The organism is Tumebacillus avium (assembly GCF_002162355.1).
In the GTDB taxonomy this organism is placed as follows: domain Bacteria; phylum Bacillota; class Bacilli; order Tumebacillales; family Tumebacillaceae; genus Tumebacillus_A; species Tumebacillus_A avium.
This window is the reverse complement of record NZ_CP021434.1, coordinates 5,117,132-5,134,570: the sequence shown is the minus strand read 5'-3', so window position 1 is coordinate 5,134,570 and position 17,439 is coordinate 5,117,132. Positions and strand designations below refer to the sequence as shown.

The following is a 17,439-nucleotide window of genomic DNA, read 5'->3' as shown; positions in this document are numbered from 1 at the left end:
ATTTTTCAGATTTCACTTTACAGATACAATTGTAGTGTAATATATATGAGTAAAGATAATTTTTTTTCATGAGATAATCAACTCGAATGCCCTCGTGATTAAATAGGAGTATTGTGTGTGGTTGATGTAACAAACTTATATTTACGTATAGATGAAGTCTGCTAACGGAGGTAGAGTATGCAGGATACGAGATCGTTCGACTCGACGAAAGCAAAGGTGAAAGCGTATTCGAAAGCAGGCTACGGGTTGGCAATTTGTCATCACGGTGAGATTTTGCAGGGGAAGTTTTATGATGCGGACGGTACGCTGCGCCGCGGGCTGGTGACGATGCCCTGTGACCAGTACCAGGCCGGAGCGCATTTTGTGCCGGATGCCAGCGGGATTTTGACGGTCGAGCCCGCTTTTAAGAAAAAAGCGCTGCGGGCGGTGCGCGTGACACTGGAGAACTTGAAGGAACGGAAAGTGGGCGGACGTCTGGTTGTGGACAGCGACATCCCGGAAGGATGGGGCTTAGGTTCTTCGACCGGCGATGTGGTGGCGTCGATCATGGCGGTGGCCAGCGCCTTGGAGATCGAATTGACTGAGGAGCACATCGGAGCGCTGGCGGTGGAATCGGAGACGGCAGCCGATTCGATCATGTTTATCGACCGCTGCGTGCTGTTTGCACAGCGCGACGGCCTGGTGATCGAAGACTTTGGCGGACAGTTCCCGGCGTTTGAAGTGCTTGGCTTTAACACGGAGCCAAACAGCAACGGAGTCGATACGCTGGCGTTTGAACCGGCCAACTACAATCTGCAGGAGATCGACCGCTTTGTGAAGCTGCGGGACATCATGCGCCGCGCGGTACAGCTGCAGGATGCCAAACTGATCGGGCAGGTGGCGACGGAGAGTTCGGAAATCAATCAGAATTATCTGCCAAAACTGCGTTTTGAGGAATTGCAAAAGCTTGGTCTGCAGGTCGGCGCGGTCGGCTTGCAGATGGCGCACAGCGGCACGGTTGGCGGCTACATGTTTGAGCCGGGGGCGGAGTGCCTCGATGAGCGGATGGCAGAAGCGACGGCGAAACTTGGCGAGTGGGGATTTGAGATCACCTGCCGTTTTCAGGTCGGCATGTAACAGATAGAAAGCGGGTACAGTCTTAAGGCTGCACCCGCTTTTTGATTTTAGAGAGAGTTGAAGTATTCAAATTACTACAAAATGTTAATTGTAATGCGTCTGGCTGTGTGCTACAATTCTGTTATTTAACAAGTAATTGAGAGTGCCTAAAAAGAAAAAATTGATTGAATAACGGATTTGCTCACAGAGTAATGATGAGTGGGTGAATCGGTACGAAAATAGCCGCTTGGGCGGTTCATTATTTGGATTGAAAGAGGGTCGAGCATAAAGATGTTTACTCTGATTGAACTCTCTCAACTGTCCTTCTCCGATTTTTCTCCTTCGCCTCGTTTGCTCCTTCCTGTGACGATGCTCCTCAAGGGAGCCCTTCATGTCGAATGTTTACAGAAAAACTTGCACAAGGCGGCGCAGCGCCGTCAGCTGATGCAAGATCAATCATGGGTGATACCGGTCATGCGCCTGGATGGCGGACCGGAAGCTGAACGAACGGCACGGCTCGCGGATTTTGCTGCGGAGATCGGTGCGCGGCCGGAGAGCCTGCAGGCGTTTCTCTGCGCAATGGGTGCTGATGAGCACCTGTTGTGTTTGCTGTTGCCTTTTGCGGCTTGGGAAGAGCTGCCGGGCTTGCTGACAGAGACGGCGGAAGGCTATGAGGCTGAGCTGTTCGGCACCCGCGAGATGGCAGAGGCGTGGCGGGAGACGCTGGCCGGGGGCTGGCTGACCGCTGCACAGCGCGAGCAGGTGCTGAGCGAATGGAACGAGACGGCGACCGCGTATCCGCGTGAGAAGACGGTGCAGGAGCTGTTCGAAGAGCAGGCAGCGTTGACGCCGGATCGGGTGGCGGCGGTGTGTGCCGGAGCAGCGGTGACATATCGCGAGCTGAACCGGCGGGCGAACTCGGTGGCGTATGAGCTGCTGGACGCCGGTGTCGGGCCAGAGCAGCCGGTCGGGATCTGTGTCGAGCGGTCGCTGGAGATGCTTGCGGGGATGCTGGGGATCTTGAAGGCGGGCGGGGCGTATGTGCCGCTCGATCCAGGGATGCCGAAGGAGCGGCTGGCGTTTCTGCTAGGAGATACGGATGTGAGTGTGCTGGTGACGCAGGGCAGCCTGCTTGACGTGTTCCCGGAGCATGAGGCCCAGGTGCTGCTCCTTGAGGAGCTGACGGGCGGGGCGGACGACAATCCGCCGTGCAAGACGTCGGCGGAGTCGCTGGCCTACGTGATGTACACGTCCGGGTCGACCGGACAGCCGAAAGGGGTCGCGGTGACGCAGCGCGGTGTGGTGCGTCTGGTGCGCGATACGAATTATTTGCCGTTTGGGCCGGATCTGGTGTTTTTGCAGTCGGCGGCGGTGACGTTTGATGCGGCGACGCTGGAGATCTGGGGCGCGCTGCTGAACGGGGCGCGTGTGGCGCTGATGCCGGGCGGGGCTTCATCTCTGGAAGAGCTGGGGCGCGCCGTTCGCGAGCAGGGAGTGACGGTGCTGTGGCTGACGGCAGGGCTGTTTGCGCAGATGGTGGAGCACCGGCTGGAAGACTTGCGCGGCGTGCGCTATCTGCTCGCCGGCGGCGATGTGCTGTCTGTCGGACATGTGCAGAAGGTGCTGCGCGAGCTGGACGGCATCTGTCTGATCAACGGCTATGGGCCGACGGAAAATACGACGTTTACCTGCTGTCATCCGATGCGTCGTGAGGATGATGGGCTGTCATCGGTGCCGATCGGGCGGCCGGTCAGCAATACGAAAGTGTATGTGCTGGACGGACAGATGCAGCCGGTGCCGGTCGGTGTGCCTGGTGAATTGTATGCGGGCGGCGACGGGCTGGCGCGAGGCTATTGGCGGCGTGAGGAGCTGACGGCAGAAATGTTTGTCGAGAGCCCATTTGTGCCGGGAGAGCGGTTGTATAAGACGGGCGATCAGGTGCGGTATTTGGCAGACGGCCGGATTGAATTTATGGGACGGATCGACGGGCAGGTGAAGATCCGCGGGTTTCGGATTGAGACCGGCGAGATCGAAGCTGTACTGATGCAGCATCCTGCCGTAAGCAGCTGTGTGGTGACAGCACGCGAAGATGTGCCGGGGGAGAAGCGCTTGGCGGCGTATCTGGTGCCGGATGCATCGGAAACGGTCAGCGTTGCGCAGTGGCGGGCGTTTTTGGCGGAGCGGTTGCCGGAGTATATGATTCCGGCGGTGTTTGTGACGCTGGAGGAACTGCCCTTGACGCCAAACGGCAAAGTCGACAAGCGGGCCTTGCCGGTGCCGGGTGCGAGCCGCCCGGAGCTTGGTGCGGAGTATGTCGCGCCGCGCAGTGAGTCGGAGCGGGTGATCGCGGAAGTATGGAGCCAGTTGTTCAGGCTGGAGCAGTTGGGCGTGTTTGACGACTTCTATGAGCTCGGCGGCCATTCGCTGCTGGCGACCCAGATCGTCTCCCGCGTTCGTGAGCAGCTCGGCGTGGAACTGTCGCTCCGGGATGTGCTGGAAGCCAGAACGGTGGCTCGGCTGGCGGAGGTTGTGACGCAGGGCAGAGTGTCTAAGCAACTGCTTGCAGCGGAGCGAGACACTCCTGCTCCTTTGTCTTTTGCCCAGCAGAGACTATGGTTTCTGGATCGGTTGGAGGCGGGGAGCGGGCTGTACAATCTGCCTTTGGCGATGCGGCTGGTTGGAACGCTGGACGTCAGGGCGATGGAAGAGGCGCTGGCGGAAGTGGTGCGCAGGCACGAGGCGCTGCGGACGGTGTTTGCAGACGGGGATGAAATGGCCGTGCAGGTGGTGCAACCTGCGGAGGCTGTACCCATGCTGCTCTGCAACTCGTGGGAAGAGCTGCAGGCGGACGCCGCTGCACCGTTTGATCTGGAGCGCGGGCCGCTGTGTCGGGCCCGGCTGCTGAAAGTGGCGGACGACGAACACGTGCTGCTGCTCAACATGCACCACATCGTCTCGGACGGCTGGTCGCTGGAAGTGCTGCGCCGCGAAGTCGCCGCCCTGTATGCGGCCTTCACCGCCGGGCAGCCTTCGCCGCTGGCAGAACTGCCGGTGCAATATCGCGACTTTTCGCAATGGCACCGCGATTGGCTGGAAGACGGCGTGCTGGACGGACAGCTAAATTATTGGAAAGAACAGCTCCACGGCGAACTCCCTGTGCTGCAGCTTCCTGCCGACCGCCCGCGCCCGGCCGCCCCTTCCTATCGCGGCGGCGCGAAACGGATGATGCTGCAAAGAGAGCTGGTCGATGCGCTGCAAAGCTTGAGCCAAAAGGCCGGCGCGACCCTGTACATGACGATGCTGGCGGCGTTTAAGACGCTGCTCCATCGCTATACCGACCTGCAAGACATCATCGTCGGCACTCCGATCTCCGGCCGCAACCGGGCGGAAGTCGAAAGGCTGATCGGCTTTTTCGTCAACACGCTGGCTTTGCGAACACAGGTGGACAGCACCCTTCCGTTCCGCGATCTGATCGCCCGCGTGCGCGAATCGGCGCTTGGCGCATTTGCGAATGGGGATGTGCCGTTTGACAAACTTGTCGAAGCGCTCCGCCCGGAACGCGACGGCTCACACTCGCCGTTTTTCCAAGTGATGTTCGTCTTTGAGAACTCGCCGAAACAGGAATTGCAGCTGCCCGGCCTGACGCTCGAACACGCCGACATCGACAACGGCACGGCGAAATTTGACCTGTCGCTGCTCTTGATTCAGGAGACGGACGGCTTGTCGGCCACCTTCGAATACAGCGCCGACCTGTTTGATGAAAGCACCGTCCTGCGCATGATGGGCCATTTCACCACCCTGCTCGAAAGCATCGCTGCAGCGCCCGACCGCGCTGTCGGCGAATTGCCGCTGCTGACCGCAGAGGAACGCGCCGAATTGCTCCGTCTGGCAAGTGGCGCTGACCGCAATTTTGGCGAAGACGACCTGCGCCTGCACCACCTGTTTGAACAGCAGGCGGAACGTACGCCGGATGCACTCGCCCTCGTCGCAGGCGAAACGAGGCTGACCTACCGCGACCTGAACGAACGCGCCAACCGCACCGCACGCTACCTGCAGCGGCTCCACACGGGGCCGGGCAACATCGTGGCCGTCTGCATGGAGCGCTCGCCGGAGATGGTGATCGCGCTGCTCGCCGTGCTAAAGGCAGGCGGTGCCTACCTGCCGCTCGATCCCGAGTACCCGCAGGAACGGCTCCAATTCATGCTGGAAGACTCACGCGCCGGCGTTTTGCTCACCCAGAGCCAACTGCAAACGCGGTTCAACAACTGTGAAGCGACCGTCGTCTCCCTCGATGAAGGCTGGGAGGTCATTTCCCGGGAAAAACCCCACGCGCCAAACGTGACGCTCACAGCAAGCGACCCGGCTTATGTGATCTACACGTCCGGCTCGACAGGCGCACCGAAAGGCGTCGTCGTTCCGCACGGCGCGATCTGCAATCACATGCGGTGGATGCAGGAGGCGTTTCCGCTCACCGCCGAAGATGCCGTTTTGCAAAAAACGTCCTTTTCCTTCGACGCATCGGTCTGGGAGTTTTACGCTCCCCTGCTCGCAGGCGCACGCCTCGTGCTCGCTGAACCGGGCGGACACCTTGACGCCCGCTACATGGCGCAGGTGATGCAGGAGCAGCAGGTGACGGTGCTGCAAGTCGTGCCGACGATGCTGGCGATGCTTTTGAACGAAGCGAAATTTGCCGCCTGCACATCGCTCAAGCGGGTGTTCTGCGGCGGCGAAGCGCTGACTGCGGAGCTGGTCACACGCTTTTACGCAGCGATGCAGGCCGACCTCGTCAACCTCTACGGTCCGACAGAAGCGTGTATCGACGCGACATACCAGATCTGCCCGCGCGGCCCGGCCGACTCCATTCCGATTGGACGCCCGATAAGCAACGTGCAGGCGTATGTGCTGGATGCCAAGCAGCAGCCCGTGCCGCTTTTGGTGCCCGGTGAACTGTACATCGGCGGCGCAGGCCTGGCGCTTGGCTACTTGCACCGCCCCGAGCTGACCGCAGAGAAATTTGTAAAAACGGAAGTGGGCCGTCTCTATAAAACGGGCGACTTGGCGCGTCTGCTGCCTGACGGTACTCTGCAGTATCTCGGCCGGATCGACCATCAGGTGAAAGTGCGGGGCTTCCGCATTGAGCTTGGCGAGATCGAAGCGGACCTGCTCCAGCATCCGGCGGTGACAGCAGCGGTGGCGACCGTTCATGACAACCGCATCATCGCGTATGTCGCTGGCAAGGAAGAGCTTGAGCGGAGTGCGCTGCAATCCTTTTTGCGGGAACGGCTACCCGACTACATGGTGCCGACACAGTTTGTGCTGCTCGAACGGCTGCCGCTCACCGCAAACGGCAAAGTCGACCGCAAAGCGCTGCCGGTGCCGGAGATCGAAGCGCTGACAGATGAGATCGTGCTGCCGCGCACCCCGGTCGAAGAAGTGCTGGCCGTGATCTGGGCCGATCTGCTCGGCGTGGAGCAGGTTGGCGTGAGAAGCAACTTTTTTGCCATCGGCGGGCATTCCTTGCTCGGCATGCAGGTGATCTCGGAGATTCGCGAGGCGCTGGAAGTTGAGATCGCCGTCAAAGCGCTGTTTGACGCGCCGACGGTCGAAGGGCTGGCCAACCTCCTGCTCCAAGACGGGCAGGAGCGGGCGCGGATTGAAAAGACGGCAGAGCTCTTGCTGCAATTGTCCGAGATGTCAGAAGAAGATGTGCAAATGATGATGGAGGCGGAGAGATGAGCCGGTTTTCGAAGTTAGCGATGTCCAAAGAGAAGCGCGCGCTGCTCGACAAGATGCTGCAAGACGAAGGGATGGCCGCATCGGCCACAGGAATCTCCCGCATCGAAAAGCGCACGGGAGACCGTCCGGCGCGTCTGTCGTCCAGCCAGCAGCGCTTGTGGTTCCTCGACAAGATGGAGCCAAACAGCACGTCCTACAACATGCCGTACCGGATCGAACTGCAAGGCCCGCTCGATGCGCACGTATTAGAAAAAGCGCTAAACGAGATCGTCGAGCGCCACGAGATCCTGCGCACCTCCTTTGCCGCGCAGGACGGGGAGACGGTGCAAGTCGTGCACAGCATGCAGGCGGTGGCGATGCCGCTCGTGCAAGCAGACCGGGCTGACCTGCCGCGCCTGGCGATGGCCGAAGCGCAGCAGCCGTTTTCGCTGACTCAAGGGCCGCTATTGCGGGCCACGCTGGTGCGGACGGGGGAGCTGGAGCACACGCTGCTGCTCACCTTGCACCACATCGTGTTTGACGGCTGGTCGATGAACATTTTGCTCAAAGAGCTGACCGTCCTGTACGAAGCGTTTGCAAAAGGCGCTCCGTCGCCGCTCGCCGAACTTTCGCTGCAATACGGGGACTATGCAGAGTGGCAGCAGGACTGGCTGAACGGCGAGGGTCGCCAAAAGCAGGTCAGCTACTGGAAGGAGACCCTGTCCGGCGCGCCGGTCGTCCTCGATCTGCCGGCCGACCATCCGCGCCCGCTGGTGCAGACGCATCGCGGCGGCAACGTTTCGTTTGCCTTGCCTAAAGAGCTGGCGGCGGAGCTGAAAGCTTGGAGCAAGCAGGAAGACGTGACTTTGTTTATGACGTTGTTTTCCGCTTTCTCCGTCCTGCTGTCGCGCTATAGCGGACAGGAAGACTTGCTGGTCGGCGCACCGTTTGCCGGACGCAGCCAGCGCGAGGCGGAAGGGATGATCGGCTTTTTCGTCAACACGCTGGTGCTGCGCGCCGACCTGAGCGGAGAGCCCTTGATGGCCGAACTGGCGCGCCGTGTGAAAGATGCGGTGACCGGGGCCTTGTCCCATCAGGAACTGCCGTTTGACAAACTGGTCGAAGAGCTGCAGCCGGCACGGGATGCTTCGCGCAGCCCCTTGTTCCAAGTGATGTTCAACTTCCTCGACTCGCCGCATGAAGAACAGCGCTTCGGCGATCTGTCGCTGACGCACGGGGAAGTGCTGAACGGCACGGCAAAATTTGACCTGACGCTCTACGTGGAAGACGGGGCGGACGGCATCCACGGGAACTTCGAATACAACCGCGATCTGTATGAGGCGGCGACGATCGAGCGGATGGCCGGACATTTCCGCACGCTGCTCGAAAGCATCGCCGCCCGCCCGCAAGTGCCGGTGACACAGCTGCCTCTGCTGACCGAAGCAGAATGGGAGCAGGCGGTGCACGGGTGGAACGACACCAAGACCCCGTATCCGCAAGACCGCTGCATTCACCAGTTGGCTGAACAGCAGGCCGGGCAGCATCCGGACGCGGTGGCGACCGTCTTTGGCGGCACGGAGCTTACGTATGCCGAGCTGAACGCGCGCGCCAACCAACTGGCGCATCATCTGCGCGGACTCGGCGTCGGGCCGGATGCGCTGGTCGGGCTCTGCGTGGAACGCTCACACGACATGGTGATTGGGATGCTGGGCATTCTGAAAGCGGGCGGGGCTTATGTGCCGCTCGACCCGGCGTATCCGCAGGAGCGTCTCTTGTTTATGCAGCAAGACACCGGGCTTGGCGTGATCGTCGCGCAAGAGCATCTCGCTGAGCGCCTGCCCCAGGATGGCGTGAAGTTGATTTGCCTCGACCGCGACGCAGCTGTGATCGGCGGGGAGAGCGCTGAGAATCCGGAGCCGCTCACCAGTGCCGAACACCTCGCCTATGTGGTGTACACGTCCGGCTCGACGGGCGTACCGAAAGGCGTGCTTGTCCCGCATCGCGCGATCAACCGTCTGGTCTGCAACACCGACTACGCGCAGCTTGGCGCTGACGACGTGGTTGCGCAGGTGTCCAACTCTTCTTTTGATGCGGCGACGTTTGAGGTCTGGGGCGCGCTCGCCAATGGCGGCAAGCTCGTTGGCGTGGGGAAAGACATCGCGCTGATGCCCAAAGAATTTGCTGCGGAGCTCAAGGCGCAGGGCATCACGGCGATGTTTATCACCACTGCGCTGTTCAACCAGCTCGCCGGTGTGGTGCCGGACGCATTTGCGAACCTCCGCCACCTGCTGGTCGGCGGGGAAGCGGTCGACGCGCGCTGGATGCGCGAAGTGATTCAGCACGGCGCGCCTAAGCGGCTGCTCAACGCGTACGGCCCGACGGAAAGCACGACGTTTGCGACTTGGCAAAACGTGTATGACCTGGCCGTCGATGTGGTCAACATCCCGATCGGCCTGCCGATTGCCAACACGTCCGCCTATGTGCTGGACGCTCATCTGCAGCCGGTCCCGGTCGGCGTGGCGGGCGAATTGTACCTCGGCGGCGACGGCGTGGCGCAGGGGTATCTGAACCGTCGGGAGCTGACGGCGGAACGCTTTTTGCAGAATCCGTTTGCAGAAGGCCTGCTTTATAAAACGGGTGACCTCGTGCGCCGCCTGCCAAACGGGGCGATCGAATACATCTCCCGCCTCGACCATCAGGTAAAAGTGCGCGGGTTCCGCATCGAGCTTGGCGAGATCGAACAGGGAATTCAGTCGCTGGCCGAGATTCGCGAAGTGATCGCCGTCGTGCGCGAAGATGAGCCGGGCGACAAGCGTGTTGTCGCCTATGTGGTGCCGGAGCAGGCGGAAGGGTTCTCCGCCCAGGAACTGCGCGGGCGGCTCAAGGAAAGGCTGCCCGAATATATGCTGCCATCGGCGGTCGTCGTGATGGACGTCCTGCCGCTGACGGTGAACGGCAAGGTCGACCGCCAGGCGCTGCCGCATCCGCAAGGGCTGCAGGCCGAAACGGCCGAGTATGTCGCGCCGCGCACGGAGACGGAAGAGATCGTCTTGGCGGTCTGGCAAAGCGTGCTGGGGCTTACGCGCATCGGCATTCATGACAATTTCTTTGATCTCGGGGGACATTCGCTCTTATTGATAAAAGTGCATGAAGGCGTACAAGACAAACTGCAGACGCAGTTTTCAATCGTAGAGCTGTTCCGTCATACGACGGTGTATACGCTGACCAAATTTTTGACCCAGCAGCAAACGCAGGAACCGGCCAAGACGGCGGGCCGGGCGGAAGAATCGCAGGCGAGAGCGCAGTCGAAAAAAGACGTGCTGAACCGCCGCAAGCAATTATCAAAAGGCAGGGGGAAGTAAGACATGAGCCACGAGAAGGAAAACCAGCTCCTCGAAGGGATCGCCATCGTCGGAATGTCAGGCCGCTTTCCGGGCAGCAAAAACATCGCGGAGTTCTGGGCGCATCTGCAAAACGGTGATGAGACGATCACCGAGTTTACCGAGGAAGAGCTGAAGGCGGCAGGCGTCGATTCTGACCTCCTGCAAGACCCGCAGTATGTGAAGCGCGGGGGATTGCTGCAAGACCGCGATATGTTTGACGCGAACTTTTTTGACTACACCGCCAAAGAAGCGGAAGTGACCGACCCGTCGCACCGCCTGTTTTTGGAGACGGCGTGGGAAGCGCTGGAGACGGCCGGCTATGATGCCGAGCAGTATCCGGGGCGCATCGGCGTCTACGGCGGCGTAGGGCAGAACAGCTTTTCTTATCATCTGTACAGCAACCAGGGGCTGTTTGGCCAGATCGGCGCGCTGCAGGCGACGCTTGCGACCTCGTATGATTTCCTGGCGACGCGCGTCGCTTACAAGCTCAACCTGACCGGCCCGGCACTGACCGTGCAGACCGCCTGCTCGACGTCGCTGGTGGCGGTGCATCAGGCCTGCCAGCAGCTGCTGATGCATGAGTGCGACATGGCGCTGGCCGGGGGCGTGGCGATCAAGCTGCTCGAAGCGGAAGGATATCTGTATCAGGAAGGCAGCATTTTGTCGCCCGACGGGCATTGCCGGGCGTTTGATGAGCGGGCGCAAGGCACGATCGGCGGCGACGGAGTTGGCGTGGTGGTGCTGAAGCGTCTGGAAGATGCGCTGGAGGACGGCGATCAGATCTATGCGGTGATTCGCGGCTCGGCGGTCAACAATGACGGCGCGGGCAAAATCGGCTTTACCGCACCAAGCGTTGACGGGCAGGCGCAAGTCATCCTCGACGCGCTGGCGGTGGCCGGGGTGGACGCGGACACGATCTCCTACATCGAGACGCACGGCACAGGCACGCCGCTCGGCGATCCGATCGAGATCTCGGCGCTGACCAATGCCTATCGCGACAGCACCGACCGCGTGGGCTATTGTGCGCTTGGCTCGTTGAAAACGAACATGGGGCATCTCGACGCGGCGGCCGGCGTGACCGGGCTGATCAAGGCGGCGTTGATGCTCAAGCACGGGCAACTGGTGCCAAGCCTGCATTTTGAAAAAGCCAATCCGAAGCTGGGCTTGGACTCCTCTCCGTTCTATGTGAACACCGAGCTGAAAGAGTGGGCGGCTGGCGAATCGCCGCGCCGCGCCGGGGTCTCGTCGTTTGGCATGGGCGGAACAAACGCGCATGTCGTGCTGGAAGAAGCACCGGTGCTTGATTCGTCATCCGAATCGTCGCGCAAGTGGAAACTGCTCGTTTTGTCGGCCAAAACGGGTACGGCCTTGAACGCGGCCACGGAGAATCTGGCCGCGCATTTGCAGGCCAATCCGCAAGGGGATCTGGCCGACGTTGCGTTTACGCTGCAGACGGGCCGCCGGGCGTTCGATCACCGCCGCGTGGTGGCGGTGGAGAGCCATGAGGATGCCGTTGCCGCCTTGGAGGCAATGGACGGCAAGCGCGTGGTGACGGGCGAATCCCAGACGCGCGACCGCTCGGTCGTGTTCTTGTTCCCAGGGCAAGGCGCGCAGTATGTGAACATGGGGCTGGAGCTGTATCGCGAAGAGCCTGTGTTCCGCGAGCAGATCGATTTCTGCGCAGACGCATTGCGCTCTGCAATTGGCGTCGATCTGCGCGAAGTGCTGTATCCGGCAGCAGACAAAGCGGAGGAAGCGAGTGAGCTGCTGCGTCAGACCTACATCACGCAGCCGGCGTTGTTCGTGATCGAGTATGCGCTGGCGAAATTGTGGATGGAGCTCGGCGTGCAACCGGACGCGATGCTGGGGCATTCGATCGGGGAGTATGTGGCAGCCGTCTTGGCCGGAGTGATGTCGCTGGAAGACGCGCTGAAGCTGGTCGCGGTGCGCGGCAAGCTGATGCAGTCCTTGCCGGCCGGCACGATGCTGGCCGTTCCGCTGGCAGAAGCGGATGTGCTGCCTTTGCTTGGCGAAGGCTTGTCCCTGGCAGCGGTCAACGGACCGCAAGCCTGCGTGGTCGCCGGGACGTTTGCGGCGATGGAAGTCTTGGAGCAAAAGCTGCAGGCGCAGGAAGTGGAGTGCCGTCGCCTCGTGACGTCGCACGCGTTCCACTCGGCGATGATGGACCCGATCTTGGAGCAGTTTACGGAAGCGGTGCGCAGCGTGGAGCTGCATGCGCCGCAAATGCCCTATCTCTCCAACGTCTCGGGCACGTGGATTACGGCAGCAGAAGCGACCGACCCGGCGTATTGGGCAAAACATCTGCGCGGCACGGTGCGCTTTGCCGCCAATGTGCGCGAACTGCTGCAAGAGCCGGGACGCCTGTTCCTCGAAGTTGGCCCGGGCCGTTCGCTGATCGGCCTGACCCGTCAGCAAGTGGCACAAGAAGGGGCGCAGGAAGTGCTTCTCTCTTCGCTGCGCCACCGCGACGAGCAAGTGTCAGATGCGGCGTTTCTGCTCACCGCGCTCGGCAAGCTGTGGCTGTCCGGGCTGAAGATCGACTGGACGCTGTTGTACGCAGGGGAAATGCGCCATCGTTTGGCGTTGCCGACCTATCCGTTCGAACGCAAGCGCTACTGGCTGGAGCGCAAGCATTCAACTGTCGCGAAACTGCAGCGCAAGAAAGCGGACGTTGCAGACTGGTTCTACGTTCCGACGTGGAAAAAATCGCTCCTGATCGCCGACCCGGCAACCGATGCGCAAAATTGGCTCCTGTTCCTCGACGAGACCGGAGTGGGCGCAAAGCTGGCCGAACGCCTGACTTCCGCCGGGCATCGCGTGGTGACGGTCGCAGCGGGTGCCGATTTTGCCAAAACGGAAGCGGGCGCTTACACCGTGCGTCCGGCGGACCGCGAAGATTACAGCAAGCTCTTGGATGAACTGGCAGCAGCAGAACTCCTGCCGCACAAGATCGCGCATCTCTTTGGCGTGATTGCCGAAGCGGGCGAGTATGAGCAGTTGCAGGGGAAAGGCTTCTACTCGCTGCTGGCCCTTTCGCAAGCGCTTGGCGAGCAGACCTTGGCGCATGGCGTGCAGCTTGGCGTGATCACCAACAACCTCCAAGACGTCCTCGCCGACACCGTCACCGCCCCGGCCCGCGCCACGGCGCTTGGCCTGTGCAAAGTCATCCCGCAAGAGCTCACCGGCGTCACGACATGCGCCATCGACATCGACGGCGGAACAGATGTTGACCAGTTGATCGCGGAGTTCTCTGCTGATGCAAGCGACAGCGTGATCGCGTACCGCCGCAACCTGCGCTTCACGCAAACGTTTGAAGCGGCGCGTTTGCCGAAGCGCAGCGCAACCCTCCGTGACAACCCGGTGGTGCTGATCACTGGCGCGTCTGCACCGAATGCACAATCTGTTGCGAGCTTCCTCGCATCAACAACGAATGCCAAACTTGTGCTCGTCACGCACGATGCCGAAGCCGCGTCGTTGACTGGCGGCGAGGACGATGGTCATTTGTACTTCACCGCCGACATCACCGACCTTGGGCAGATGCAGGCGATCGTGCAGCAAGCCACAGCACGCTTTGGCGAAATCACCGGGGTCGTACACGCGGAAGACCCGCGCGGGACGGGGATGCTGCAGCTGAAAACGCAAGAGATGACTTCTGCCGTCCTCGATCCGAAAGTAAAAGGCGCTCTGGTGCTGGAGCAGGCCCTCGCCGACGCGAAGCTGGACTTCTTCCTGCTCTACAACTCCACAGTCGCCGCCACGGGCGGATTTGGGCAGTCTGACAACTGCGCGGCCGGCGCGTTTTTGGACGCTTTTGCCGCCAGCCGTGCCAATACGCACTCGGTGAGCTGGGGCATCTGGAAGTGGGATGACTGGCAGGAACAGCAGCTCGCAGGAGTCGCCGAACTGCACCAGCAGCTGCGCGAAGCACGCGAGACGTTTGGCATCACCGATGGAGAAGGCATCGAAGCTCTGAACCGCATGCTCAGCTTCGGCCTGCCGCAGACGGTGGTCTCCACGCAGGACTTCCATGACGTGCTGCAAGCATCGCAAAGCTTTACCGCTGCCGGCTTCCTCGAAGCGCTGGAAGAATCTCGCCAAGCCGCCCTCGCAGGCGCGCAGTCCAATTCCAACTATGTCGCCCCGCGCACCGATCTTGAAGCGACGATCGCCGGCTTCTGGGCGGAACTGTTTGGTGTCCAGCAGCCGTCTGTGCAGGCCGACTTCTTCGACCTCGGCGGCAACTCGCTGGTGGCGATCCAACTGGTCACGCGGATGCGCAAACAGTTTGGCATGGATTTCCCGATCAACACGATTTTCGAATCCCCGACCATCGAGGCGCTCGCCCAAATGGTCGAAAACAACCAGCTCGGCCAGGAAAAGCTCGATGCCCTCGATGAACTGCTCAAACAGATCGAAGGCATGTCGGACGATGATCTGCTCGCCAAAATGCTTGAAGAAGAGACGAAGTAAGGAGTGAAGTCCCAATGAACGATTTGAACAAACGACTCGCCGCCCTGTCGCCTGAACAGCGCGCCCTGCTGGAAAAACAGCTGAAAAAACAAGGCCTCGACACCCTGGTCAAAAAAGAGGACAGCGGCACAATCGCTGTCACCCTGCCCGGCGCAGACAGCTCCCAGCCTGCTTTTAAAGGTGCGGGCTTGCAAAAGAAAGAGCGCGACCCGAACAAAGGGATGGACTTCTCCCTCTACTTCTTCTCCGGCGACGGCAGCACCGCGTCCCGCGACAAATACCGGCTGCTGGTCGATTGCGCCAAGCACGGGGATGAACATGGCTATGCGGCGATCTGGACGCCTGAGCGCCATTTTCAAGACTTTGGCGGGCTGTATCCCAACCCGGCCGTGCTCTCCGCCGCTCTGGCCATGGTCACCAAGAACATCGAGCTGCGCGCCGGTTCGGTCGCGATCCCGCTGCACCACCCGATCCGCGTCGCCGAAGAGTGGTCGGTCGTTGACAACCTCTCCGGCGGCCGCATCGCGATCTGTGCCGCGTCCGGCTGGCATCCGAACGACTTCATCTTGTCGCCGAAGCCAAACATGGACTACTACAAGAACCGCCGCAACGAGATGATCGACGCGCTCGACATCATCCAACGGCTCTGGCAAGGCGAGACGGTCACCATGACCGGCATCGACGGGGAGGAAGTCTCGACCCGCATCCTGCCGCGCCCGATCCAGAAAAACCTCGAGTTCTGGTTCGCCTCCCAAGGCGCGCCGGAGACGCTGGTCAAAGCGGGCGAGATGGGCGGCCACATTCTGACCGGTCTCGTCAACCAGCCGCTGCATGAGCTGGAGCAAAAGATCAAGCTCTACCGCGACGCCCGCGCCAAAGCCGGGCACGACCCGGAAACAGGCAAGGTCGCCGTCATGCTGCACACCTTCCTCGGCACCGACAACAACACGGTCAAAGAGCAGGCGCGCACACCGCTGACCAACTACCTGCGCACCTTCCTGCGCCAACAGGACAATTTCAAAAGCGACTTCGACCTCGCCACCGAAGCGGACAAAGACGCACTGGTCTCCTTTGCGTATGAGCGCTACTTCGAAGAGAGCACCTTGCTTGGCACGGTCGACAAGTGCGAGACCCTGATCAACAACCTGATCGACATCGGCGTCACCGAAGTGGCTTGCCTCGTCGACTTTGGCCTGGAGCCGGAGACGGTGCTCGAAGGGCTGACACACCTGAACGAACTTCAAGAGCGATACCGTGTGAAACTTTCCGTGCAGGGGGTGCAATAGATGAAAGACTTGCAAGAACGCATCAAATCACTGTCTCCCGAACAGCGCAAAGTCTTCGAAGCCCAGTTGAAAAAGATGGGCATCGAGATCCCGCAGGAGCAAACGGAAGATGAGACGATCCCGCCGCGCGGCCACAGCAACCCAAGCCCTCTGTCGTATGACCAGGAGCGCCTGTGGTTCTTCCAGCAGATGGAGCCGGACAAATCGACCTACAATGTGTACACGGCACTGCGTTTCAAAGGCATTTTGCACATCGAAGCCCTGAGCAGAGCGGTCAACGCAATCGTCGCCCGTCACGAGGCATGGCGCACGATCTTCCGCATGCAGGAAGACGGCAGCGTCGTGCAGATTGTGCAGCCGCAAGTGGAGATCAAGCCGCATGTGATCGACCTGCGCCACCTGCCGGCGGCGGAGCGCGAAGAGGCTTTGGAAGCGGAAAAGTTTCGCGAGTCGAACCGTCTCTTCGATCTGGAAAACGGCCCGCTGCTGCGCGTGATGCTGATCCGCATGACCGACGAAGACACCGTGTTTGTCTTCTCGATTCACCATCTGGTCATGGACCGCGTGACGTTCTCGATGTTCTTCCATGAACTGAAAGTGAACTACACCGCTTACCTGAACGGGGAAGAGCCGGAGCATCCGTCCTTGCAGCTGCACTATGCCGATTTTGCCGAACATCAGCGCAAAACGATTCAAGGCGCAGAGCTGGAAAAACAGCTGACCTACTGGCGCAAACATCTCGAAGGCTCCTCGCTCGTGCTCGACCTGCCGACCGACTATCCGCGCTCGGCCGATCAGGACTACAAAGGGGCGCGTCACAACTTTGAGATCCCGCCGGAGCTGTTTGCCGGCCTGAAAGCTCTGGCCCGCCAGGAGAACGCGACCGCCAACATGATCACGATGGCGGCGTACAAAGTTCTGCTCTACCGCTACACCGGGCAGCCGGACATCATCATCGGCACACCGCTGGCCAACCGCGACAAAGTAGAGACCGAAAACATCTTCGGCTACTTCCTGACCACGATCCCGCTGCGCACCGATCTCGCCGGCGACCTGTCGTTCCGCGAAGTGCTGCGCCGCGTGAAAAATACGTCTTTCGGCGCCTACGACTACAAAACCACTCCGTTCGGCCTGATCCTCGATGACATCAAGCCGGAGCGCGATGCGTCCCGCAACCCGATCTACCAGGCGGTGTTTGTGTATGTCGACGTGCCGGAAGAAAAATTCACTTTGCCGGGCATCGAAGTTGACGGCGAGTGGATCGACAACCAGACCGCCAAATACGACCTGTCGCTTGCGATCGTGGAAAATGATGACGGTTTGAGCCTGTTCGAATACCGCGCTGACCTGTTCGAGCACGAGACGATCGTGCGCATGGCGGAGCACTACATGAACCTGCTCTACGCCATCGTCGCCAACCCGGACACTTCCATCGCCGAGCTGGCGATGCTGACCGACGCTGAACGCAC

At 60.7% G+C, this 17,439-nt stretch carries 5 protein-coding genes and 1 pseudogene; all 6 read left to right on the top strand.

Annotation, left to right across the window (positions count from 1 at the left end; translation table 11 throughout):
* Positions 1-177 precede the first annotated feature (177 nt).
* Positions 178-1,116, top strand: coding sequence for a GHMP family kinase ATP-binding protein (locus CBW65_RS23430; protein WP_087458968.1), 939 nt, complete (start codon positions 178-180; stop codon positions 1,114-1,116).
* 270 nt (positions 1,117-1,386) lie between these two features.
* Complete coding sequence (locus CBW65_RS23425) at positions 1,387-6,831, top strand: non-ribosomal peptide synthetase (protein ID WP_087458967.1); 5,445 nt, start codon at positions 1,387-1,389, stop codon at positions 6,829-6,831.
* A complete protein-coding gene (locus CBW65_RS23420) occupies positions 6,828-10,172 on the top strand; it encodes a non-ribosomal peptide synthetase (protein ID WP_087458966.1) in 3,345 nt (1,114 codons plus the stop codon). Before CBW65_RS23425 ends, CBW65_RS23420 begins: the two co-directional genes overlap by 4 nt.
* 3 nt (positions 10,173-10,175) lie before the next feature.
* A complete protein-coding gene (locus CBW65_RS23415) occupies positions 10,176-14,684 on the top strand; it encodes a type I polyketide synthase (RefSeq protein ID WP_087458965.1) in 4,509 nt (1,502 codons plus the stop codon).
* Positions 14,685-14,698: 14 nt separating this feature from the next.
* The gene (locus tag CBW65_RS23410; RefSeq protein WP_087458964.1) at positions 14,699-15,970 is read left to right on the top strand and encodes an LLM class flavin-dependent oxidoreductase; all 1,272 of its coding nucleotides are present in this window, start codon (positions 14,699-14,701) and stop codon (positions 15,968-15,970) included.
* Positions 15,971-17,434: pseudogene (locus CBW65_RS25470) on the top strand (condensation domain-containing protein); the annotation flags it as partial.
* Between the last annotated feature and the right edge of the window lie 5 nt (positions 17,435-17,439).

Coding starts and splice junctions, on each gene's coding strand:
- CBW65_RS23420 (WP_087458966.1), top strand. CDS start 6,828: ATGAGCCGGTTTTCGAAGTTAGCGATGTCCAAAGAGAAGCGCGCGCTG.
- CBW65_RS23410 (WP_087458964.1), top strand. CDS start 14,699: ATGAACGATTTGAACAAACGACTCGCCGCCCTGTCGCCTGAACAGCGC.
- CBW65_RS23415 (WP_087458965.1), top strand. CDS start 10,176: ATGAGCCACGAGAAGGAAAACCAGCTCCTCGAAGGGATCGCCATCGTC.
- CBW65_RS23430 (WP_087458968.1), top strand. CDS start 178: ATGCAGGATACGAGATCGTTCGACTCGACGAAAGCAAAGGTGAAAGCG.
- CBW65_RS23425 (WP_087458967.1), top strand. CDS start 1,387: ATGTTTACTCTGATTGAACTCTCTCAACTGTCCTTCTCCGATTTTTCT.